This window comes from Bacillus sp. BS3(2021) (genome assembly GCF_021043345.1).
GTDB lineage: Bacteria > Bacillota > Bacilli > Bacillales > Bacillaceae > Bacillus > Bacillus paralicheniformis.
Genome location: NZ_JAJNDM010000005.1, coordinates 211,440 through 235,106, shown reverse-complemented (window position 1 = coordinate 235,106; position 23,667 = coordinate 211,440). Strand labels below are relative to the sequence as shown.

The following is a 23,667-nucleotide window of genomic DNA, read 5'->3' as shown; positions in this document are numbered from 1 at the left end:
CTTTCTCAATTCAGTGGATGAAAGAAATTTCTAAGCTTGACATGTTTCATACTCAGGAACTCTTGCCGATTTTGTCTTTGACAAACACCTCATTCGCCAGAGTTGATAAGCTTTCCCTTCTTCAAGAATTAGAATGTCCTGATGCGCATTCGATTATTCGTTTTATTTTAAGGCCGAAAAGCAAGAGGGAAAACGTTTCAAATACATTCTTGTTTTTGGTACTATTAAGAAAAATGCAGGAAAGGAACGAACGTATGTCACTACTGACTGTTAATGAGTTAACTGGAGGGTATACAAGAAACCCGGTGCTGCGCGATGTTTCATTTGCGATTGAACGGGAGCAGATCGTCGGGCTGATCGGTTTGAACGGAGCGGGGAAAAGCACGACGATCCGGCATATCATCGGCTTAATGGAACCGCACAAAGGATCGGTTGAATTGAACGGCAAAACGTTCATGGACGATCCGGAAAGCTATCGTTCCCAATTTACGTTTATTCCGGAAACGCCGATTTTATATGAAGAGCTGACATTGAAGGAGCATTTGGAGCTGACGGCGATGGCGTATGGCCTTTCGAAGGAAACGTTCGAGAAAAGGCTTCCGCCGCTTTTGAAAGAATTCAGAATGGAGAAGCGCCTGAAATGGTTCCCTGCCCATTTTTCAAAAGGTATGAAGCAGAAGGTTATGATCATGTGCGCTTTCCTTGTCGAACCCGACCTGTACATTATAGACGAACCGTTTCTCGGTCTTGATCCACTGGCGATCAATGCCCTTCTCGAGCGGATGAACGAAGCGAAGAAAAACGGCGCGGCCGTTTTGATGTCGACGCATATTTTGGCAACGGCAGAGCGGTATTGCGACTCCTTCATTATTCTCCATAACGGCGAAGTGCGGGCGAAAGGAACGCTTGATGAGCTCAGAGAGCAGTTTTCGATGGAAGAAGCGAGCCTCGACGACCTGTATCTTGAACTGACGAAGGAAGAGAGCTATGAATAGCATTCTGGGGATTTGGAAGACAAGAATTGAGGAGTATGTCAAAGAAACAAGATCATATTTGAAATACATGCTGAATGACCACCTTGTCATCGTCATGATTTTTTTCCTTGCAGGAGCTGCGAGCTGGTACAGCAAATGGCTGAAAGAGATGCCCGAAGGTTTTCCCGCCTATTGGGTGATGGCCGTCATCTTTTCGTTCATTTTGACAGGCTCATACGTCCGAACGCTAATTAAAGAAGCGGATCTCGTCTTTTTGCTGCCGCTCGAAGCAAAGATGGAGCCGTATTTTCAGCAGGCTTTCCGATTCAGTTTGTTGACGCAGCTTTTTCCGCTGGCCGCCGCGGCCCTCGCTTTGGCACCGCTCTATTTTGAAGCGAGCGGCCAGGCATTCTCCGCGTACTTCATCTTGCTGATTCAGCTGCTCGTCTTAAAAGGATGGAACACAGCGATGCAATGGCGGATGACGTTTTTCGGCGAAAAAAACATGAGGGTCACCGACTGGATTGTCAGACTGCTTCTCAACACGATCGCGATCTATTTCGCTTTAGCGTCTTCATACGGATTTGCAGCAGCTGTCTACCTGATCATGGCCGCACTGTATGTGTATTTTAAAATGATCGATAAGAAAAAATCGTTTAAATGGGAGCTGCATATTGAAGACGAAATCAGAAGAAAGCAGCGGTTCTACAGAATTGCGAACCTATTCACAGACGTTCCCCATCTTAGAAAGCAGGCGAAAAGAAGAGCATATCTCGATTGGATGCTCCGGTTTATTCCGTATGAACAGCGCCGGACATTTACATATATGTACGGAAGGGCCTTTATCAGATCAAACGACTATTTCGGTATCGTCGTCAGGCTGACCGCAATTTTTGGTATCATCATCGCTTATTTTTCGACATATGAGTGGGTTTCTGCGGCGCTCATCGTCTTTACCGTATTCATTACAGGAATTCAGCTGACGCCGCTGTTTGATCATTTTTCACACTTGTCCTTGCAGGAGCTTTATCCCGTCAAAGCTGCAGAAAAGCGGAAGAGCTTTTTCGGTCTGCTTCACATTGTTCTGAGCGTCCAGGCGCTTGTTTTATCTGCCGTTGCCGGAGCCATGATGCAGTGGACCGGGATGCTCGCCGGACTGGCCGGCTCCGCATTGCTTATATTTGTAATTTTGAAGCCTTATTTCAACAGCAGATTGAAGAAAAATGCCAAGAGATCATGAATCCTTTTCTTTTTAAGCAAGTATGATGAAAGAAGAGGTGAGAGGCGCATGAATGAAAACCAGCTTTATTTGGAGGAAGCAATCCGCTGGAAAATGAAGTTTCTCAGAAAGCCGTCGATGGCTGAGCGGATGTCGAAAGGCGTGCAGTCGAAAATCAACGCCCGCATTCCCGCCAAAGTTCATAAAGCGATAACAGAAAGCATTAAAAAGATGGTCGAGGCCACTTTGCTCGGCTCGAATTTGACGACTTTTGACAAGAAAACAGGCACGCTTTCACTAAGGGAAAAAGATGAGCTGGCTCAGAAGACGATCGCCCAGTATCAAAAGGCGGCTGCCGTTGAAGGGATCGGAACAGGCGCAGGCGGGATTTTTCTCGGACTGGCGGACTTTCCGCTTTTGCTCGGCATCAAAATGAAATGCCTGTTTGAATTGGCGTCGATTTACGGATATGATATCAAGGAAAAAGAAGAGCGGATGTTTCTTCTGTATATTTTTCAGCTCGCCTTCTCAGGGGAAGCTCACCGAAAAGAAATTTTCCGTATGATTGAACATTGGGAAACCGAAAAGCGCGAAATCGATTGGCTGGCATTTCAGCAGGAATACCGGGACTATCTCGATCTTGTAAAGCTGTTTCAGCTTGTGCCGGGCTTCGGCGCGGTCATAGGCGGAACGGCTAACTATAAGCTGCTTGGGCATCTTGGGGAAACAGCGAGACACGTTTTCCATATGAGGTTGATACATGAGACAGCCGGATATTGATGATCCGGCTGTTTTTTGCTTTTTCGGTTGTTACATTGCAGGCGTTTCGCGGAGCGCCTGCTCTTTCTCCTGATAGGAGACAGCGGCATTTGCCAGCACCTTGGCTGCGATCAACAGCGCTTTTTCATCAAGGTCGAATTTCGGATGGTGATGGGGAAACACCGCGTCCGGATTTTCAGGACGGGCGCCTGTAAAGAAAAATGTCCCTTTGACGCGCTCTAGGTAGTAAGCGAAATCTTCCCCGCCCATTTGCATGCTGCTTTCCTCAACGTTTTCGACGCCTTCTGTCTGTTTAGCAATTTTTGCGAGAAAAGCCGTTTCTTCCGGATGATTGCAGACAGGCGGATAGCCCCTTTCAAAGGAATAGTCACAGTCAGCGCCATGCATGCCGCATATACCTTTTGCAATCTGTTCAATTTCGTTTTCAATCAAGGTGCGGATTTCATCATTGAAGGAACGCGCCGTCCCGATTAAAACGGCTTTATCAGCGATTACATTAAAGGCGTTTTCGGCAACAAATGAACCTATCGAAACGACTGCCGGATGAGTCGGATCGAGCCTGCGGCTGACAATCTGCTGGAGTGAAGCGACGATCTGCGATCCGATCAACACGGCGTCTTTTGTTTTATGAGGCTGTGCGCCATGCCCGCCTTTGCCTTTAATCGTAATCGTAAAACGGTCCGCAGCGGCCATGATCGGTCCTGTTCGATATTGAACGGTTCCCGTCGGCTCAGTAGCCCACAAATGGGTTCCGAAAATCACGTCAACACCGTCAAGACAGCCGTCTTCAATCATCGGCCTGGCTCCACCCGGGGAATATTCCTCGGCGTGCTGATGGATGAGGACGATCTTTCCTTTTAAACGGTCGGCATGTTCGTTCAAAATTTTCGCGAGGACGAGCAGGGTGGCCGTGTGCCCGTCGTGTCCGCAGGCATGCATCACTCCCGGCACCGTCGACCGGTAAGGCACATCTTTTTCATCATGAATGGGCAGCGCGTCAAAATCGGCTCGAAGCGCAATGACGGGGCCGGGCGATCCGCCTTCGATGTGCGCGAGAACTCCGCCCCCGCCGACATTGGTGCGGATAGGCATACCGAGCGCTTCATAGTAAGAAGCGATAAATGCTGCTGTTTTCTTTTCTTGAAAAGAAAGCTCCGGGTGCTGATGAAAATGACGCCTCAATTTGACCATTTCATCGTAGTGTGCATCAAGCTGCTCATTAATTTGTCGGATGAATGCGGATGCGCTCAAAAAAATTCCTCCTTTTAGGAATGACAAGTTTTTATAATTTTATGACAACTGAAGCCGCTGTTCAACCTTGCTGTCACGTTTTATAGAAGAAAAATGGCGGCAATCGTTGTGACAGTTAATCCGGCTGCTACAGGAATAAAGTTTTTTCTGGCAAGATCGAACGGGTCCACTTTACAAATCGCTGCTACCGGAATGAGCGCCCATGGCACAAGCGTACCGCCGCCGACCCAAATGGCTGAGATTTGGCCGAGTGCGGTCAGAACGGCCGGGTTGCCGTCAACAGCCGCAGCAAACATCGAAGCAGCTGATCCGGCTAGAGATATTCCTGAAAAACCGGAGCCGTCAAGACCGGTCACCGCTCCCGTGACAGTGAGCGCCACTGCGGCGAGTTCTGGAGAGAGCGGGACGCTGTGGGCAAAAGCTGAACCGAGGTCCTGCACGATCCTATTAGAAAAACCGGGTATCTCGGCTGTCAGTACTTTTTCGAAACCCGCGTCGCCCAAGTAAAAAAAGGCGGCGATCGGAATGACGGGGGCAAACACTTTAAAGCCGAACTGAAATCCGCGAATGAAATAACCGGTGATTTTCTCAAGACGACGGTGTTTGTGGACGATAAAATGAATGAGAATCATGACGAAGACAGCTGTTCCTCCGACAAGCGCCGTCGCTTCGTCTCCTTGCAATTCCAGGATCAGCATCGCGGCGATATCCCCTAAAAAAATGACCGGAATCATCAGTGCGAGCCATTTTCTTGGGGCTGGGGGAAGAAGCCATTCAGGCTCGCTTTGCCGCCGCTCACTGTTTGCGGCTGCTTGATTGTCTTTCTCTTTCCTGAGCATAAAAAAGGCTGCCGCCGTTGTCGAAAAGCCCATGATCAGGACGAGCGGAACGCTTGCAGACATCACTTCTGCAACGGACAGTCCGGCTGCATCTCCGGTCAATTTAGGCGCCGCCTGGATGATGTAATCGCCTGATAGAGCGAAACCGTGGCCGAACAAATTCATGGCGCACGCTACCGCTATCGGGGAGAGGCCGGCTTTCAGCGCGGCAGGCAGGAGGACGGCGCCGATCAATGCGACAGCCGGGGAGGGCCAAAAAAATGAAGAAATGATAAACATTAAAGCTCCGGTGATCCAGTAGGCCAAGGCAGGACCTTTCATCCATTTGGCGATCGGAGTGACCATTGCTTCATTAACGCCGGTCTTTGCCAGCAGTTCGCTCATCGAAACGGTAAAGCAGATGATGAAAATGGTCGGGAGAAGTTCTCCGGCGGCGTAGATTAAGCTGTTGAACAGGCCCATCACAGAGGCAATGGCAGAATGGGTCGCCGCTAATGAAATGAAAAAAACCCCGGCAAGCGATATAAAGGTGGTATCAAGACGAAGAAGCATAAATGCGAGAATTGCAGCGATAAAGCCCAAATATATAAAGTGAACGGACGTTAATTCAATTTCCATTTCCCGATCCCCCCGTTAACATAACCTCATACAGCTTATTCCTGGGCTGTCAGAGTGTGAAGGAAGGGCTCATTTCCTCGGAAATAAAAAACTGCCTTAAAAGGCAGTTATTCGACAGAATGATACGAAGAAATATAGGATGGGCGGGAAAAAATCGTTCCGCCTTGGTTGATTCCAGCTGAAGATTCCTTCTTTTGATGGGCTTCGCCGAACGATTTGGAGCTTTTCCAGTCCTGAAACGACTGTTCTGTGTCCCACAGCGTCAGTACGATATACGTATCGCTGTCTTTCGGCCTCAGCACCCTGAGGGCTTTAAAGCCAGGCTGATTTTCGATTTTTCCGGCTCTGTTTTTAAAACGGGTTTCGAAAAGCGGTCTTCCTTCCGGTGTGACAGGGATGTTGTTGAGGACGGCGAATCCGGAATGTTCCAAAGTTCCCGACTGATCGATGATTTCGTAGCGGTGAGGAGAATGAAAGACGCTTTCTCCGTCGGTTTCGTGAAAGAGAATGGCGGAATCGTGGCTTTTCATAAATAACATGTTTTCAAGACCGTGCTGTTTGGCGAGCTTTTTTAAAAACTCGACAGTTCCGTATGTAATGTAAAAATTCAATTTTATCACCCCTTTTTGATAGTATAACAAAAGGACGATTTAAAATTCTATCTATTACCCGCTATAAATGCTGCAACATAATTTGAAGAAAAAATTCCCATACTAGCTATAGAAAGGAATGAGGTGACCCATATGAGAAAGAGATTTTTCATTCCAATCATCATTACAGCGGCGATATTCCTTTTATCGTTAATCGGATATATTACGATTTTGTTTCTGGGGGATTATGTGATTGATGAAAAGAAACTGATTTTCCATGCTTCTTCTAAAATCGTCGACCAAAATGGAGAAGAAGTCACAAGCCTCTATACTGAAAACAGAAGACCTATTTCAATTGCCGAGGTGCCGGACGGCGTAAAAAATGCCTTTATCGCGGTTGAAGACAAGCGCTTTTATGAGCACCACGGCATCGATTTTAAATCCGTGAGCCGTGCGGTCTATAAAGATATATTAGCGGGAGGAAAAGTGGAAGGTGGAAGTACGATCACCCAGCAGCTCGCAAAAAACACTTTTTTGACACACGACAAAACGTTTTTAAGAAAAACGAAAGAAGTCATAATCGCGATCAACTTGGAGCGGGACTACAGCAAAGACAAGCTTTTGGAAATGTATTTGAACCAGCTTTATTTCGGGCACGGCGTCTATGGAATCCAAGCGGCTGCAAACTACTTTTTTAGCAAAGATGTGAAAGACTTGACGGTCAGTGAGGGAGCGGTGCTGGCTTCCATTCCTAAAGCGCCGTCCACGTATTCGCCCATTCTCAATCCGGAAAAAAGCCGTGAGCGGCGCAATGTCATTCTCGGCATGATGAACGAGCAGGGATATATCAGCTCAAAGGAAACCGTCAGAGCCCAAGGCAGCACATTGGGCCTCCACGTGAAAGAAAAATCAAAAAATCCGTGGCTTGACAGCTATATTGATCTGGTCATGAAAGAAGCGGAAGACAAATATTCGATTTCGAGTGAACAGCTTCTTCAAGGCGGATACACAATCAGTGTTCCGCTCGACGTTTCGATACAAAAAGCGGCTTACACGCTGATGAAGCAGGACGGCTATTTTCCCGGAACAGACAATAAAGCTGAAGGGAGCGCCGTTTTTATCGATAACCGGACAGGCGGCGTAGTGGCCGCTCTCGGAGGTCGGGAATACGCTCCGAAAGGCTACAACAGGGCAACAGCCCCGCGTCAGCCGGGTTCGACTTTTAAACCGCTTGCCGTTTACGGCCCCGCTCTTGAAGAAAAGCGGTTTAAGCCGTACTCCATGCTTGAAGATAAACAGCTGTCATACGGCGGCTACTCGCCGAAAAACTATGACGGCCAGTACGAGGGCAAGGTCTCTATGGTGGATGCGCTGACCTACAGCAAAAACGCGCCTGCCGTATGGACGTTAAATGAGATCGGAATCGAAACGGTGAAGCCTTATCTCAGCCGCTTGGGCATGAACGTGCCGGATGAGGGCCTGGCATTGGGGCTGGGCGGCTTAGAGAAAGGAGTGTCGCCGCTTGAGATTGCCGGGGCATACCGGACCTTTGCAAATTCAGGACAATACACCGAGCCGTTCTTTATTAAAAAAATCACGGACGAAAACGGGGATGTCATATTCCGCCGCGAGGAAAAATCAGAAAAGGTATTCAGCAAACAAACCGCTTGGAACATGACGCGAATGCTAGAGGAGGTCGTGAAAAGCGGAACGGGAAAAGCCGGTGATTTTTCCGGAGAGATTGCAGGAAAAACGGGCTCGACCACGTATACCGGAAAAGAGGGCGGAACAAAAGATGCCTGGTTTGCGGGGTATACGCCCGAAGTGACGGGAGCTGTCTGGATGGGCTACGATAAAACCGATGAATCCCATTATTTAAAAGGCGGCAGCGCTTATCCGACAAGGCTGTTTAAAGACATTTTAAAACGCTCCAACCATAAGCCTGAACGATTTAAGGCGCCTGAAGGTGTAAAAGATCTGGACAGGCCGATCCGCCTCGAAGATTTGGAAAGTGTTAAAGCAGACTATTCCTTTACGCCGATGGGGCTGATTACGGTGTCATTAAAATGGCATGAACAAGAGGATAAAAGGGTTGAATACCGAATATATGAAAGGAAAAACGGAAAAGAAACGCTCATTGATACGGTTAAGGGGAAAGGAAGCTATTCAATCCCTTATGCAAACATCTTTTCCAATGCTTCCTATAAAATTGTTCCGTACAATCCGCAGACGAAAACAGAGGGGAAAGGGACTGATTATATCGAACCGAAAGTGTTTCCTTCGGGTCATTAGGTACCCGAAATTCATCAATTTCTTGAACAATAAGTCTCATGAGTATACCGTTCAATAAAAAAACGGTATATTGGAAGGAGTAATTTTGCGAACGTATGGTTGCAGCTTGAAAGGTGGATATCATGATGAAAAACGACAAGGCTTTTAATGACACATTCTTAAAAGCGTGCCGAGGAGAAAAAGCCGCCCATGTACCGGTATGGTACATGAGGCAGGCTGGAAGATCACAGCCTGAGTACAGAGCGCTCAAGGAAAAATACGGACTGTTCGAAATTACGCATCAGCCCGAACTGTGCGCTTACGTGACAAGGCTCCCCGTCGAACAGTACGGTGTCGATGCGGCAATACTTTATAAAGACATAATGACACCGCTTCCAGGTATTGGCGTTGACGTCGAAATTAAAAACGGCATCGGTCCTGTCATCGATCAGCCGATCACATCTCTCACAGATGTTGAAAAACTCGGCGAACTCGAGCCGGAGGAGCATATACCATATGTGCTGGAGACGATCAGGCTCTTGACAGAAGAACAGCTGAACGTTCCGCTGATCGGTTTTACTGGGGCGCCGTTTACACTGGCCAGCTATATGATCGAAGGCGGCCCGTCCAAAAACTACAATAAAACAAAAGCGTTTATGTACAGCCAGCCTGCTGCATGGGACCTCTTGATGAAAAAGCTCGGGAAGATGGCGGCTGTATACGTCAAAGCCCAAATCCGCGCTGGTGCCAAAGCCATTCAAGTGTTCGATTCCTGGGTCGGGGCGTTGAATGCCGGTGATTATTGCCGCTATATCAAGCCGACGATGGACATTCTTTTCAAAGAGCTGAAAAAAGAAGGCGTGCCGCTGATTATGTTCGGGGTCGGCGCAAGCCACCTCGCGACTGAATGGCACGATCTTGACCTTGACGTCGTCGGGTTGGACTGGCGGATGAGCGTGCAGGAAGCCAGGGATAAAGGGCTGACAAAAACGCTTCAGGGGAATTTGGATCCTTCGATCCTCCTCGCCCCGTGGGAAGTCATTGAAGAGAGGACGAAAGCCATTCTCGATCAGGGCATGCAGACGGACCGGTTTATTTTCAACCTCGGTCACGGGATTTTTCCCGAAGTGAGTCCTGACACACTGAAAAAATTGACGGCATTTGTTCATGAGTATTCCGCCTCAAAAAAATCGAGCCTGATGACATGAGCATTTCAGTTGGTCTTTTCAATATAAACTGTCAAAATACGTATAGATCATGATCTTTAAAGAGGTGTTCACGTTGGGTAAAAAGAAAATGGGGCTTCTTGTTATGGCGTATGGGACGCCGTACAAAGAGGAAGACATTGAACGTTATTATACACACATCAGAAGAGGCAGGAAGCCTGAGCCTGACATGCTTCAGGACTTAAAAGACCGCTATAAGGCGATCGGCGGAATTTCTCCGCTTGCAAAGATCACGAAAGAGCAGACGAAGCAGCTGGAAAAACGCTTAAACGAGCTTCAGGATGATGTGGTATTCAAGTCATATATCGGTCTCAAACATATCGAACCTTTCATCGAGGATGCCGTTCAGGAGATGCATAAAGACGGGATTACAGAAGCCGTCAGCATCGTGCTTGCGCCCCATTTCTCCACCTTCAGCGTACAGTCGTACAACAAGCGGGCGAAAGACGAGGCTGAAAAGCTCGGCGGATTGTCGATCACATCGATCAACAGCTGGTATGATGAGCCGAAATTCATCGCATATTGGGCGGATCAAGTGAGAAAAATCTATGACGAAATGCCTTCGGAAGAAAGGGAAAACGCCGTCTTGATTGTATCGGCGCACAGCCTTCCCGAAAAGATCGTCGAAATGGGTGATCCATATCCTGAACAGCTTAAAGAATCAGCGAAGCTGATTGCCGAAGCGGCGGGTGTAAAAGATTACGCCGTCGGCTGGCAAAGCGAAGGAAACACCCCTGATCCGTGGCTTGGGCCGGATGTTCAGGATTTGACCCGTGACTTGTCAGAGCAAAAAGGGTACAGCGCTTTTGTTTATGCTCCCGTCGGCTTCGTAGCTGACCATTTGGAAGTTCTTTATGACAACGATTATGAATGCAAAGTCGTCACAGACGATATCGGAGCAAGCTATTACAGACCTGAAATGCCTAACGCAAAACATGAGTTTATCGATGCTTTAGCAGATGTTGTATTAAAACAATTGGAGAAAGAACAGTAAAGAAGGCGATTGTAAATGAGTGGAGAACGCAGGCAGATTGTCATCATCGGCGGCGGTATTACCGGATTGGCCGCCGCCTTCTACTTGGAGAAGGAAATCAAAAAGAACGATCTCCCGGCCGAAGTCACGCTTGTTGAAGCAAGTCCGAGACTGGGCGGAAAGATACAGACGGTACACAAAGACGGCTATGTGATTGAACGGGGGCCGGATTCATTTTTGGAACGGAAGCAAAGCGCACCTCAGCTCGTGAAGGATCTCGGGCTGGAGCACTTGCTCGTGAACAACGCGACAGGCCAGTCTTATGTTCTTGTCAGCGAAACGCTCTATCCGATTCCGGAAGGAGCTGTGATGGGGGTGCCGACAAAAATCGGACCTTTTCTGACAACCGGCTTGTTTTCCTTGCCGGGGAAGTTGAGAGCCGGAATGGATTTGCTGCTTCCAGCGAGCAAGCCGCAGGAAGACCAGTCGCTCGGAGAATTTTTCAGAAGGCGTGTCGGCGGTGAAGTGGTGGAGAACCTGATCGAACCGCTTTTGTCAGGCATTTATGCCGGGGACATTGACCGCCTCAGTCTGATGTCAACTTTCCCGCAATTCTACCAGACAGAACAGAAGTACAGAAGCTTGATCATCGGGATGAAAAAATCGCGCGGCGCCCAGAGTGCCAAAAAGCCTGCGAACAAAAAGAAAGGCCAGTTCCAGACGGTGAAAACCGGCCTGCAGACGATTGTTGAAGAACTGGAAAAGCAGCTCGATATCACAAAGGTTTATAAAGGCACAAAGGTCGTCAGCATTGAGCGCGCGGGCTCGGGCTACAGCATGAAGCTTGACAACGGCAAGGTGCTTCACGCTGATTCGGCCGTGGTCACCGCTCCCCATAAAGCAGCTGCCGCGATGTTTCCAAAAGCGGATTGGCTGAAGGGTTTAGAAGATATGGTGTCAACATCTGTCGCCAATGTGGCGCTCGGATTTCCGGAAGAAGCCGTCCAAATGGAGCATCAAGGAACAGGCTTTGTCATTTCAAGGAACAGCGACTTTTCGATTACGGCGTGTACTTGGACAAACAAAAAATGGCCGAGCACAACGCCTGAAGGAAAAGTTCTGTTAAGAGCTTATGTGGGGAAAGCCGGCGATGAGTCCGTTGTCGAACAGTCAGATAACGAAATGGTGAAAATCGTCCTCGACGATTTAAGACGGATTATGAAGATCGACGGCGAGCCGGAAATGACCTGCATCACAAGATGGCATGAAGCGATGCCGCAATACCATGTCGGCCATAAGAAAAGAATGAAAGAGATCAGGGAAGGGTTACAGGCGTCATATCCGGGCGTTTTCATGACGGGGGCCTCTTTTGAAGGGGTCGGCATTCCGGATTGCATCGACCAAGGCAAGCAGGCCGTAGCCGATGTGCTCTCACACCTTTTCGAATAAAGAAGAGCAAATAAAGCTGTCCGAGTCCATTCGGCGGCTTTTTTTATTTCACTCTTTTTACAGCTTTCATCATTTTAAAGTTTGTTTATGGAAAAGATAACATTTAAATTATTGCATTTTATATTCAGGTGTGTTACATTACTTTTTGTACTTACTGACCAAAATGTTCAAATAGTCAATTTCGGGGTGAGAAACCGTGAGCAAAGATCGAAAAGCACTGATTTTAGAAGCGGCGACAAAATCGTTTACACAATTCGGCTACAAAGCGACGACGATGGATCTGGTGGCGAAGCTTGCCAATGTCGGCAAAGGTACGATTTATACTTTTTTCAAGAATAAAGAGGAACTGTTCGACGACATTTTTTCTTCGCTTCTGATTGAGATGAAGCAAACGGCTGATCAAGCGATTGATCCTGATCTGCCTTTTCACGAAAATGCCCATCGCGCGATGATGGCGATATTGGAGTACAGAAAGAAGCACCAGCTGACCATTAAGATCTTTCAGGAAGGTGCGGAGCTCGGCACACCGGCGGCCCGCGAAGTGATTGAAAAGCTGGAACGCATGGTCATCAGCTATATTAAGAGAAAGATTAAAGAAGCGATTAAAAATGACGATATTAGACCGTGTGACCCCGAGCTGAACGCGTTTGTCATCTTCAAGCTTTACATCGCGCTCATCTTTGACTGGGAAAAAAACCATGAACCGCTGAAAGATGAAGAGTTGGCAGAGATGCTGAAAATGTATATTTTAAAAGGATTATCTCGTTAGATTGTCCTTTCTTTGTTTAAAGGGGTGCTTATCCGCATAGAGAGCGGCTACTAACTAGGAGGCGTATCAACATGAATGTTTTCAAAAACCAGTGGAGAGAACTGATAACCAATAAAAAACTACTGATATCCGTGATCGGGGTTCTCTTTATACCGCTGATTTACAGCAGCATATTTTTGGCGGCGTACTGGGACCCATACGGAAACGTCGATCAGCTCCCCGTAGCGGTTGTGAATTCCGACAAGGGAACGACATATGAAGGAAAAGACCTTCACATCGGCGACGACCTTGTCAAAGAACTGAAAAAAAACGATAAATTCGACTGGCATTTTACGACGAAGGAAAAAGCGCTGAGAGGCTTGCAAAATGAGGAATACTACATGGTTGTAGAAATTCCTGAAAACTTTTCGAAGGATGCCAGCACGGTGATGGATAAACATCCGAAAAAGCTGAATCTGATTTATCATACAAACGCAGGACGAAACTATGTCGGCGCCCAGATCAGCGATAAAGCGATTGAACAGCTTCAGCATTCAGTCGGTTCTGAAATTACGCAACAATATGCCGAAGTCATCTTTGACAATTTCGGCAAAATCGCAAAAGGTCTCGGTGAAGCCAGCGAAGGTGCCGGAAAACTGGATAAAGGACTGAAAGATGCGAAAGAAGGAAGCGAAACGCTGAAAAAGAACCTTGAAAAGCTTGCGAAAAGCCAAATTCAGTTCAACAAAGACGGAATGGAGAAGTTCGGCACAGCATTCAATACGCTGAACGACAAAATTCATGAGCTTGATTCAGGGCTTGCGCAATTTTTGGAAAAAAGCGGCCAGCTGCACAGCGGTGCTCAACAGCTCCAACAAGGCATGCCTCAGATTGTGGCGGGATTGGAGCAGATGAATGAAAAAGCGCAGATGATAAGCAAACTCGAAGAAGCCATTTCAAATGAAAAGATTCAGCAGCTTGAAACGGCACTTTCAAACGCCGAAAAGGCAAAAAAAGAAATCAGTCAGATTTCAAAAAATATTGATGAGCTTGAAGCGGCATTGAAAAACCAGCATAGTGAAGTCAAACAAATTATTGAATCCAGCAACATGCTGACACAAGAACAGAAAGCCGCGCTTATGAAACAAGTCGATGAAAAAATGGGAACGGTGAAGCTGCCTGAGTTTGACAAGTTGAAAGCGCAAATTCCCGATGTAAGCGAACTTCCCGATTTATCCGGGCTGAAACAGAAGCTTGAGGAATTGAAGCGAGTTCCTTCGGATGTGAACAAGCTTTATAAAGGATCGCAAAAGATTCAGCAAGGGCTCGATGCGCTGACAAACGGTTTGGGTGCTTACAACGAAAAATTCGCGGAGGCGAAAAGCGGATCATCCAAAATCGCCGAAGGCAGCCAGACGTTAGTCGGGAAGTTCGGCGATCTGCAAAGCGCGGCTGATAAACTGAAAGACGGTTCTTCCAAGCTTGCAGAAGGGGCTAAATCTCTTGATGAAGGTCTTGGCAAGCTGTCTGACGGAAGCGGGGAGCTGTTTGACAAGCTGTCTGACGCTGCCGATCAGACCGGCGATATTCAAGCGGGAGACGAAAACTACAATATGTTCTCAGATCCCGTCGATGTGAAAGGCGATAAAATCGATCCGGTTTCCAACTACGGAACAGGATTAACCCCGTATATTTTGTCGCTCGGCTTATTTGTCGGTGCATTAATGATTACCGTCGTCTTTGATGTGAAAGAGCCGGCTGTCCGGCCTGAATCAGCTTTCGGCTGGTTTATGAGCAAATTCAGCGTACTTTTTGCAGTGGGGATTCTTCAAGCGGCGATCGCCTGCACGATCATTCTCTCTGGCATCGGGCTTGAAGTGCAAAGCGTCTGGAGATTTTATGTGTTCAGTATGATCATGAGCATTACATGTCTTGCGATCATTCAATTTTTGGCTGCGACCATGGGAAATCCGGGACGTTTCATTGCCGTCATTCTGCTCGTGCTTCAGCTTGGAGGAAGCGGAGGAACATTCCCTCTTGCACTTGTTCCTAAGTTCTTCCAAGTCATCCATTCCGCACTGCCGATGACCTACAGCATTGCGGGATACAGAGCGGTGATTTCAAGCGGAGACTACGCGTATATGTGGGAGCAGGCTGCCGTGCTCGGCGGTGTTGCGATCGTCATGATGGCCTTGACGCTGATTTATTTTAAAGTGCTGCTGAGAAAAGGAAAAGTTGAAGAGCAGCACGCATAAAAGAAAAACATCTTTTCAAGCCCGGCAAGGGCAAGAAAAGATGTTTTTTTTTGAAATCAGGAAGCTGGCGCGCCCCATTTTACAATCAGTCCCGTATATGTAAGACCCCCGCCGAAACCGAACAGAATCAAGGTATTGCCCTCTTTCAACTTTCCGTTTTTGACGGCTTCATCAAGGGCGAGAACGATTGATACGGATGAGGTGTTGCCAAACCATTCGACGCTCGTCAGCGCTTTTTCGAGTGAAATTCCGGTTTTTTCGCAAATTGATTCGACCATTCGCAAATTCGCGCTGTGCGGGACGAACCAATCGATATCCTTCAGCTCCATTTCAGCTTGGCTAAGCAGCTTTTTGACGCCTTCGGGAATGGACCTGACCGCCCATTTATACACTTCGCGGCCGTTTTGAACCATTTTTCCTTCACCTGAGAGCGGCTCCCCTTTAAGGTCGCTGCGCAAGCCGGTTCTGTATAAATGGCGGGCTCCGTCACCTTTCGTATCCTGGGCAAAAGTAATGAAGCTTGGGGAATTGTCGTCCCGTTCGACAAGCAGGGCGCCCGCGCCGTCGCCGAACAAAATGCAAGACGCGCGGTCTGTGTAGTCGGTTGTTTTGGATAAGGTTTCACCGCTGATCACAAGAATTTTTTTGTGCAGTCCGGAAGTGATCAGGCCGTTGGCGATATGCAATCCGTATGTTAATCCCGCGCAAGTCGCATTTACATCCACCGCGCCGACTTCTTTCCATCCGAAGTGCTCCTGAACCTGGCATGCCGTGCTTGGAAAAGCATAGTCCGCCGTTGTGGTAGAGACGATGATCATGTCAATATCGTCCAGCGTGCCGTTGTATCTGCTTTGTAGATTTTCAACGGCCTTTATGCAAAGATCTGATGTGAATTCGTGACTTCCTGCGATTCGCCTTTCTTTCATTCCTGTCCGCTGAACGATCCATTCATCAGAAGTATCGACGATTTTTTCAAAGTCTTTGTTTGTCATGCGCTTTTCGGGAACATAGGTGCCGATGGCGGAAATTCGCGCTTTTGATAAAGTTTTCATGAAGTTCACTCTCCTTTTTTTAATTATAACACCTAGTATTAGTATCTGGTACTAAAATATTGATCTGATGTATACTATAAACATCACAAGTTGGGAGGAATGAACAATGTCAGGACAGAAAACGCTGGAGCTCATCAAGGAGCTCGTCTCCATCCCGAGCCCTACCGGAAATACGTATGACATCATAGACTATATCAATCGCCTATTACAGGAAGAAGGAGTCGAAACAAAGTTTAACCGTAAGGGCGGCCTGATCGCGACGATACCGGGCCGCGACAAAGCCCGGCACCGGATGCTCACCGCTCATGTCGATACCCTCGGAGCGATGGTGAAAGAGATTAAACCGAACGGAAGGCTGAAAATTGACTTAATCGGGGGGTTCAATTACAACTCGATTGAAGGCGAGTATTGCAAAATTGAAACAGCATCAGGGAAAACTTACACCGGCACGATCTTAATGCATCAGACATCAGTGCATGTTTACAAAGACGCCGGAAAAGCCGAGCGGAACCAGAAGAATATGGAGGTCCGCATTGACGAACCGGTCCGCAGTGAAGAAGAAACCCGGGCACTCGGCATCAATGTCGGTGATTTTATCTCCTTCGACCCGCGCGTTGAGATCACACCGAGCGGGTTTATCAAATCGCGTCATCTTGATGATAAAGCAAGCGTCGCCCTCCTTATTGAGCTGATCAGAACGATCAACACAGAAGGGATGACACTGCCTTACACAACACATTTTTTAATTTCCAACAATGAAGAAATCGGTTATGGCGGCAACTCCAATATCCCGCCTGAAACGGTGGAATATTTGGCTGTTGATATGGGAGCGATCGGCGATGGGCAGTCAACCGACGAATATACGGTATCCATTTGTGTGAAGGATGCCAGCGGGCCATATCACTACGGGCTTCGCAAGCGTCTGACCGCTCTTTGTGAAACATACGGAATCGAGTATAAGCTTGATATTTACCCGTACTACGGCTCAGATGCTTCAGCAGCCATCAGAGCGGGCCATGATATCGTCCACGGGCTGATCGGCCCGGGAATTGACGCATCCCACGCGTTTGAAAGGACGCATCAGTCGTCCTTGGAGCAGACGGCAAAGCTGCTGTATCATTATGTCCTGTCTGACATGGCATAAAAAAGCTCCCAAAGGACCCCGGTCCCTTGGGAGTAAAAAAAGAGTGGAAGTCATCCATCCGTAGAGGATGGCGTTTACTTACCAGTAATCATAGTGTTTTTTCTTTTTGCAGTGATCAAAGTGGTCAAACTTCTTGTAGTCATAGTCATAATCATACTTCTTATAGCATGGATAATAGTAGTAATAATAGTAGTAGTAGTATTTCTTGCAGTCGTGGTCTTTCTTGTGGTAGTCAAAGTCATAATCTTTCTTGCAATGGTCATGGTAAAAATACATTAAACTTCCCTCCAGTTTTCTTTTCTAATTTAACTACAGTACATCGTATGTAAACGAAAGGAAGTTGTTTGGACAGGTTTCTTGAGCAAAATGCATATTTTTAAAAAAACGTATGTTTCTCCAAAAGCGGGAAACATACGTTTTTTTGCGGGCTGTCAGCCGGACATTTTCATATCTGCCGGCTCCCTTTGATTTAAGACGGTCTGTCCTTTAACGGCGTCATATTCACCTTCCCATTTTGACATGACCACAGCGGCAAGAGCGTTTCCGGTCAGGTTGACGACCGTTCTCGCCATATCCATAATCCGGTCGACTCCGGCAATGAAGGCCAGCCCTTCAGCAGGAACGCCGATCGTGCCCAGAGTCGCGAGAAGAACGACGAATGATGTGCCGGGAACGGCAGCCATTCCTTTAGAAGTGACCATCAGGACAAGGATGAGCGTGAGCTGCTGCCCAATGGACAGATCGATGCCGTAGACCTGCGCCAGAAACAGCGCCGCGATTGCCTGATACAGGACAGAGCCGTCAAGGTTAAATGTGTAGCCGATCGGAATGACAAACGACACAATGCCTTTCGGACAGCCGATTTTCTCCATTTTTTCCATGACGCGCGGAAGCACAGTTTCAGAGCTAGATGTACTGTATGCAAGAAGAAGCTCATCTTTCATATAGGCCAAAAATTTAAATATATTGATACCGCACAGCTTGCCGACGATCCCAAAAATGACGATCAGGAAGAAAGCAAGAGCAAGATAGACAAGCAAAACGAGCTTTCCCAATGATAAAAGCGAAGAAAAACCAAATTTTGAAACCGTTACACCAATTAAAGCAAAAACGCCGAACGGCGCGAATTTCATGACGATGTTCACGACGTGGAACATGGCTTGAGACGTTGCCTCAAAAAAGGAAAGCACAGGCTTGCCTTTTTCGCCTATGGCTGACACTCCGAGTGCGAACAGAACAGTGAAGCAAATGATCGCAAGCAGATCGCCTTCAGCGAGCGATTGGAAAAAGTTTGTCGGCACAATGTGCAGGAACGTGTCTGCGACAGATTTGGTGCTTGCCTCTTTTTCTGTTTCTACATATTGGCTGATATCCTGTTTTTCAGCACCAGAAAAGTTTACGCCGTGTCCAGGCTGAATGATATTTCCAAGGAGCAGTCCGAGCACGATCGCAAAAGTCGTAATGATTTCAAAGTACAGAATCGTCCGAAAACCGAGCCTGCCGACCTTTTTTCCGCTGCCGGCCCCTGCAACCCCGACAATCAAGCTTGAAACGACAATAGGAATCACAATCATTTTGATTAATCTTAAGAACAAATCACCGACGGGCTGCAGATACGTTGCGACCGCAGGGTTTCCGAACCAAATCGCTCCTGCTGCAACACCTAAAATCAGCCCGAGGAAAATTTGTGTGGCTAATCCGAATTTAAGTCTTTTCATAGATGCCCTCCCAACGCATGCTTAATTTATACTAGAATATTAAACTTGAGATCGTAAATTAAGTATAGCGAAAGAAAATACAGCTCGTCCATTAAAAAAATAACGTCTGAATATATTGAAAATTCAAATATGAGATGATCATCCCAGCTTAAATTCAAATCGGGACGTTCATCGGTGTATATTTCCCTAAGTGAAATAGTAAAATGTTATTAAAATAATGAATTTTGACAAGAATCTCTCTCTTTATAACTAACTTTATGACAAAAAAACGCCCCGGGGAGATCCGCCGGAGCATTTTTTAATGACGTCTATATATCTTTTACATTTAAGCATTTAGAGCAAGTGTTTCCGTAGCATTCGTGCTGCTCATCAATATCGTGACCGCATTTTGAACATTTTTTGGAAGGCAAATTTCTGAAGAACTCGGTGATTTTAGCGAGCATGTTGATTCCCCCAATTCGTTTGTTGTCATCATTGTATTATAACAGTATCCAGGAAATCAATGTCTGTTTTATGACAAAATATAAAACATGCAATTTTTAAGAAAAATGGGTATATTGAATAGGGGGACGATAGACACAAAAAAGAGGTGTGTATATATGAAGATGACAGTCATCGGCTGCTGCGGAGGATTTCCGGCTGCAAATGAAGCGACTTCAGGCTATCTCTTTCAATCCGGGGATTATTCCGTTTTAATCGACTGCGGCAGTGCCGTTTTATCGAAGCTTCAGCTGTTTCTGCCCGTTGAGGAGCTTGATGCCGTTATATTATCCCATTATCATCACGACCATATTGCGGATGTCGGCCCTTTGCAATTTGCCAAACTGGTCGGCTCATTCCTCGGCAAGGGAGCGAATGCCCTTCCGATATATGGACATCCTTTTGATGAAGAGCAGTTTTCAAAACTTACATATAAAACGCATACCGCTGGATTGGCCTATGATCCGAAAGAGTCTTTGGCAATCGGACCGTTTACGTTCACGTTTTTAAAGACGGTTCATCCTGTTGACTGCTTTGCTATGAGGGTGACGGACGGTGTTCATTCTGTCGTTTATACAGCCGATTCGAGCTTTCAGGAAGCTTTCATCCCGTTCAGTGCAGGAGCCGATCTATTGATCTCGGAGTGCAATTTTTATGCGGATCAGGATGGGAGAAGCGCCGGTCATATGAACAGCCTCGAAGCGGGACGCATCGCTGCAGAAGCGGGTGCGGGACATCTGCTCTTGACACACCTCCCGCATTTCGGGGAACATCAAAAACTAGCAGAAGAGGCCAAAACCGTTTATAAAGGCGCGGTTGATCTGGCGCACACCGGTTATGTGTGGGGAGAATAGAAGGAGGAACTGACAAACATGCTGTTTATCGATAATCAAAATATTACAGATCCGAGGATCAACTTGGCGATTGAGGAGTACTGCTTAAAGCACCTCGATCCTGAAGAGACGTATCTGCTGTTTTATATCAACCAGCCGTCGATCATCATTGGCAAAAACCAAAATACGATTGAGGAAATCAACACAAAGTATGTGGATGAAAACGGGATCATTGTCGTTCGCAGGCTGTCAGGCGGCGGAGCTGTCTACCATGACCTCGGGAACTTGAACTTCAGCTTTATTACGAAAGACGACGGCAACAGCTTCCATAATTTTAAGAAGTTTACGGAGCCCGTTGTGGCCGCTTTAAAGCGGCTTGGCGTCGATGCGGAGCTGAGCGGCCGAAACGACTTGATGGCAAACGGCCGGAAAATTTCGGGAAACGCCCAGTTCTCAACGAAAGGGAGAATGTTCAGCCATGGCACGCTGTTGTTCGATTCTGAGATAGAACATGTCGTATCGGCTTTAAAAGTAAAAAAAGATAAAATCGAATCAAAAGGCATCAAATCGATCAGGAGCCGGGTAGCCAATATCAGCGAATTTCTCGATCAGAAGATGACGACAGTGGAATTCCGAAGCATGCTTCTCCGCTATATTTTTGATACCGAAGGGGAAATACCGGAGTATAAGCTGACTGAAAAAGACTGGAAAATCATCAATCAAATTTCAAAGGAACGCTATCAAAACTGGGATTGGAACTATGGGAAGTCTCCGAAATTCAATCTTCAGCATTCAAAACGATTTCAAGCGGGATCGGTCGACATCCGCCTGGAAGTGCAAAAAGGCGTGATCCGCGAGTGTAAAATATTCGGTGACTTTTTCGGAGTCGGCGATGTCAGCGATATTGAAGAGAAGCTGACAGGCGTACAGTATGAAAGAAAAGCGATTGAAGAAGCCCTTCAAGGCGTCGACATCAAGCATTACTTCGGCAATATTCAAAAAGAAGAATTTTTGGATCTTGTCTACTAAAAGAGAGGCTGCGGTTTCCGCGGCCCCTTTTTAACTTGAGAGGAATGGAAGATATTTCCCAACAGCCCTTGAGTGTTTTCTGTTCATTTACTATAATGGGAATAGATTTTGATTATCACAAAATGAATGGTCATTCATTCATTTTTAAGGGGTGGGAGAATGAATTTAGTTTCAAAATTAGGGGAAACAGCTCAATCAAAGCCTGACAGAACCGCTTATATTTTTGGGGAACAGACGGAAACATACGGGGGATTACAGCAGAAAATTGATTGCTTTGCAGAAGGTCTGCGCGAAATCGGGGTGGAAAAGGGAGATCATGTTGCTTTGCTTCTCGGCAATACCCCGCATTTTGTGATTGCGTTTTACGGTGCGCTGAAGGCCGGAGCCGTTGTCATACCGATCAATCCGGCCTATACGCCGACTGAGATCGGCTATATGCTGACAAATGGCGACGCAAAAGTGATCGTGGCTCTGGGACAGCTGCTTCCGCTTTACGAAAAGGTGCATGAATCCCTTCCGAAAGTCAGCTGCGTCGTACTTTGCGAAACGGGAGAGCCGCTTCGCGAACCGGAAAGCACCGAGGTTAAGATGAAATTGAAATCGTTTACAAACATTATGAAACCTCCTGTCCGGCCGTTTCCTGAAATCGACGCCGAAGATACGGCCGCCATCCTTTATACGTCAGGAACTACGGGAAGACCAAAAGGGGCGATGCTCACACATCAAAATCTATTTTCGAATGCAAATGATACAGCCCGCTATCTAACAATGAATGAATCTGACCTTGTCGTCGCCGCCCTGCCGATGTTCCACGTTTTTTGTTTAACGGTCTGCATGAATGCGCCGCTCATGAACGGCGCAGCGATTTTGATCGTGCCGAAATTCAGTCCCGCCGAGGTTTTCAAGCTGATTAAAAAGCATCAGGCGACGATCTTCTCAGGCGTGCCGACAATGTACAATTACCTGTACCAGTATGAAGGGGCGGATGAAACCGGTTTTCGATCCATCAGGATTTGCATCTCAGGCGGAGCGGCCATGCCTGTCGCTCTCCTGAAAAGCTTTGAAGAAAGATTCGGCGTTCTCGTTTTAGAAGGCTACGGTTTGTCGGAGGCTTCTCCTGTTACATGCTTTAACCCGTTCAGCACCGGCCGCAAGCCAGGATCGATCGGCACGAACATTCTCAATGTGAAAAACAAAGTCGTCAATGAAATCGGGGAAGAGCTGCCTGCCGGTCAAGTCGGGGAGTTGATCGTTAAAGGGCCGAATGTTATGAAAGGGTACTACAACATGCCGGAAGAAACGGCCCATACGATTAAAGACGGATGGCTGTATACAGGTGATTTGGCAAAACGGGATGAAGACGGTTATTTTTATATCGTCGACAGAAAAAAAGACATGATTATCGTCGGCGGCTATAATGTCTATCCGAGGGAGATCGAAGAAGTGCTCTACCTTCATCCGGAAATCGCAGAAGCGGTGGTGATCGGAGTGCCCGACCCGAATACGGGAGAAGCCGTCCAGTGCTATGTCGTTCCGAAGAATAAAACGCTGACAGAGGATGATGTCTTGTCGCATTGCAAAAAGCATCTTGCCAAATACAAGCGCCCGGCGGCGATCGTCTTCATGGATGAAATACCGAAAAATTCGACCGGCAAAATTTTAAGGCGCGCTTTAAAAGACATTTTGACAAATCAATCTTGACACGTTAAAAGGGACGCCTGCCGCGTCCCTTTTCTGCAGTTCTCTGAGAAGAGCGTCTTTTTCCTTTTGTCGGAGAACAAAATATGTGCCCTCCTCTTCTTTCAGGATGACGGCTTCATCTTTCTTCAGCCAGACGGTGAAGTGAACGCGATGTGTGTCGGTCATGCTGATGTATCCGTGATACGCCGGAGAAGGCAGGCTATGCGCCGACTTTTCTTTCATTCTTTTCCCTTTGTTAAATGTATCAAGCAGAACGCCTATGTTGTGCCTATCTTTGATGCTGACCGTTTTTTCGCTGTCATTTGCCTGCTTCAAGATGATTTCTTCGGCATTTCTTGAGTCGAAAGGCTCCGCCATCAAGTGGAATACATAAAAGACAGTGATAGATAAAATACCGAAAAAAAGTATGATCCCCATTATTTTTTTCAGAATGATCACCTCAGGCTATTTATTTTCTCCGTTTAATGGCTTTTCATCCTAAAAAATTATGCTATAATGTTCAATAAATTATACAAAT

Annotated in this window: 21 protein-coding genes; 13 read left to right on the top strand and 8 right to left on the bottom strand. The window is 47.0% G+C overall.

What is annotated here, in order from left to right; genetic code table 11:
* The first annotated feature begins 254 nt into the window (after window positions 1–254).
* The 3 genes from LQ247_RS13200 to LQ247_RS13190 are packed head-to-tail and all read left to right on the top strand — an operon-like array spanning window position 255 to window position 2,973.
* Complete coding sequence (locus LQ247_RS13200; RefSeq protein WP_020450802.1) at window positions 255–995, top strand: ABC transporter ATP-binding protein; 741 nt, start codon at window positions 255–257, stop codon at window positions 993–995.
* Window positions 988–2,214, top strand: a complete 1,227-nt coding sequence (locus LQ247_RS13195) for an ABC transporter permease (protein ID WP_020450803.1) — start codon at window positions 988–990, stop codon at window positions 2,212–2,214. Before LQ247_RS13200 ends, LQ247_RS13195 begins: the two co-directional genes overlap by 8 nt.
* 48 nt (window positions 2,215–2,262) lie before the next feature.
* Window positions 2,263–2,973, top strand: a complete 711-nt coding sequence (locus LQ247_RS13190) for an EcsC family protein (protein WP_023856559.1) — start codon at window positions 2,263–2,265, stop codon at window positions 2,971–2,973.
* 30 nt (window positions 2,974–3,003) lie between these two features.
* Here LQ247_RS13190 and LQ247_RS13185 read toward each other — a convergent pair whose 3' ends face one another.
* The 3 genes from LQ247_RS13185 to LQ247_RS13175 form a co-directional block, all read right to left on the bottom strand.
* A complete protein-coding gene (locus tag LQ247_RS13185; protein ID WP_231006176.1) occupies window positions 3,004–4,164 on the bottom strand; it encodes a M20 family metallopeptidase in 1,161 nt (386 codons plus the stop codon).
* Window positions 4,165–4,304: 140 nt separating this feature from the next.
* Window positions 4,305–5,681 (bottom strand): membrane protein, encoded by a 1,377-nt coding sequence (locus tag LQ247_RS13180; protein ID WP_023856561.1) that lies wholly within the window; start codon window positions 5,679–5,681, stop codon window positions 4,305–4,307.
* Between the two features lie 107 nt (window positions 5,682–5,788).
* Entirely contained in the window at window positions 5,789–6,292 is a 504-nt protein-coding gene (locus LQ247_RS13175) for an antibiotic biosynthesis monooxygenase family protein (protein WP_023856562.1), read from the bottom strand.
* A gap of 132 nt (window positions 6,293–6,424) precedes the next feature.
* On the opposite strand from LQ247_RS13175, the gene LQ247_RS13170 reads away from it, so the two are divergent.
* The 6 genes from LQ247_RS13170 (at window position 6,425) to LQ247_RS13145 (ending at window position 15,193) form a co-directional block, all read left to right on the top strand.
* Window positions 6,425–8,563, top strand: coding sequence for a transglycosylase domain-containing protein (locus tag LQ247_RS13170; RefSeq protein WP_023856563.1), 2,139 nt, complete (start codon window positions 6,425–6,427; stop codon window positions 8,561–8,563).
* Between the two features lie 125 nt (window positions 8,564–8,688).
* Window positions 8,689–9,750, top strand: a complete 1,062-nt coding sequence (gene hemE, locus LQ247_RS13165; protein WP_186439805.1) for a uroporphyrinogen decarboxylase — start codon at window positions 8,689–8,691, stop codon at window positions 9,748–9,750.
* A 73-nt stretch (window positions 9,751–9,823) separates the two neighbouring features.
* On the top strand, window positions 9,824–10,762 hold the full coding sequence (gene hemH / locus LQ247_RS13160) for a ferrochelatase (protein ID WP_039072633.1): 939 nt from the start codon (window positions 9,824–9,826) through the stop codon (window positions 10,760–10,762).
* Between the two features lie 15 nt (window positions 10,763–10,777).
* The gene (gene hemY, locus LQ247_RS13155; RefSeq protein WP_023856566.1) at window positions 10,778–12,190 is read left to right on the top strand and encodes a protoporphyrinogen oxidase; all 1,413 of its coding nucleotides are present in this window, start codon (window positions 10,778–10,780) and stop codon (window positions 12,188–12,190) included.
* Between the two features lie 196 nt (window positions 12,191–12,386).
* Window positions 12,387–12,959: a TetR/AcrR family transcriptional regulator gene (locus LQ247_RS13150; protein WP_003180287.1), complete on the top strand. Its 573-nt coding sequence runs from the start codon at window positions 12,387–12,389 to the stop codon at window positions 12,957–12,959.
* Window positions 12,960–13,030: 71 nt separating this feature from the next.
* A complete protein-coding gene (locus LQ247_RS13145; RefSeq protein WP_059231187.1) occupies window positions 13,031–15,193 on the top strand; it encodes a YhgE/Pip domain-containing protein in 2,163 nt (720 codons plus the stop codon).
* Window positions 15,194–15,249: 56 nt separating this feature from the next.
* Here LQ247_RS13145 and LQ247_RS13140 read toward each other — a convergent pair whose 3' ends face one another.
* A complete protein-coding gene (locus tag LQ247_RS13140; protein ID WP_101560668.1) occupies window positions 15,250–16,245 on the bottom strand; it encodes a ketoacyl-ACP synthase III in 996 nt (331 codons plus the stop codon).
* Between the two features lie 106 nt (window positions 16,246–16,351).
* Between LQ247_RS13140 and LQ247_RS13135 the strand changes: the two genes are divergently transcribed.
* Entirely contained in the window at window positions 16,352–17,389 is a 1,038-nt protein-coding gene (locus LQ247_RS13135; protein ID WP_016886430.1) for a M42 family metallopeptidase, read from the top strand.
* 78 nt (window positions 17,390–17,467) lie between these two features.
* Here LQ247_RS13135 and LQ247_RS13130 read toward each other — a convergent pair whose 3' ends face one another.
* The 3 genes from LQ247_RS13130 to yhfH all read right to left on the bottom strand — a co-directional run bounded on the left by LQ247_RS13130 (window position 17,468) and on the right by yhfH (window position 19,550).
* Window positions 17,468–17,665 carry a hypothetical protein gene (locus LQ247_RS13130; protein ID WP_003180298.1) on the bottom strand — a complete coding sequence of 66 codons (198 nt, stop codon included), beginning with the start codon at window positions 17,663–17,665 and terminating at the stop codon, window positions 17,468–17,470.
* A gap of 155 nt (window positions 17,666–17,820) precedes the next feature.
* Window positions 17,821–19,107 carry a cation:dicarboxylate symporter family transporter gene (locus tag LQ247_RS13125; RefSeq protein WP_003180300.1) on the bottom strand — a complete coding sequence of 429 codons (1,287 nt, stop codon included), beginning with the start codon at window positions 19,105–19,107 and terminating at the stop codon, window positions 17,821–17,823.
* A gap of 308 nt (window positions 19,108–19,415) precedes the next feature.
* Window positions 19,416–19,550: a protein YhfH gene (gene yhfH / locus LQ247_RS13120; RefSeq protein WP_003180302.1), complete on the bottom strand. Its 135-nt coding sequence runs from the start codon at window positions 19,548–19,550 to the stop codon at window positions 19,416–19,418.
* A 156-nt stretch (window positions 19,551–19,706) separates the two neighbouring features.
* Between yhfH and LQ247_RS13115 the strand changes: the two genes are divergently transcribed.
* The 3 genes from LQ247_RS13115 (at window position 19,707) to LQ247_RS13105 (ending at window position 23,150) form a co-directional block, all read left to right on the top strand.
* The gene (locus LQ247_RS13115) at window positions 19,707–20,441 is read left to right on the top strand and encodes an MBL fold metallo-hydrolase (protein ID WP_020450814.1); all 735 of its coding nucleotides are present in this window, start codon (window positions 19,707–19,709) and stop codon (window positions 20,439–20,441) included.
* Between the two features lie 18 nt (window positions 20,442–20,459).
* On the top strand, window positions 20,460–21,449 hold the full coding sequence (gene lplJ, locus LQ247_RS13110; protein WP_003180306.1) for a lipoate--protein ligase LplJ: 990 nt from the start codon (window positions 20,460–20,462) through the stop codon (window positions 21,447–21,449).
* Window positions 21,450–21,608: 159 nt separating this feature from the next.
* Complete coding sequence (locus LQ247_RS13105) at window positions 21,609–23,150, top strand: fatty acid--CoA ligase family protein (protein ID WP_039072636.1); 1,542 nt, start codon at window positions 21,609–21,611, stop codon at window positions 23,148–23,150.
* Here the strand turns inward: LQ247_RS13105 and LQ247_RS13100 are convergent.
* On the bottom strand, window positions 23,121–23,567 hold the full coding sequence (locus LQ247_RS13100; RefSeq protein ID WP_128822848.1) for a hypothetical protein: 447 nt from the start codon (window positions 23,565–23,567) through the stop codon (window positions 23,121–23,123). The genes LQ247_RS13105 and LQ247_RS13100 overlap by 30 nt on opposite strands.
* Window positions 23,568–23,667 lie beyond the last annotated feature (100 nt).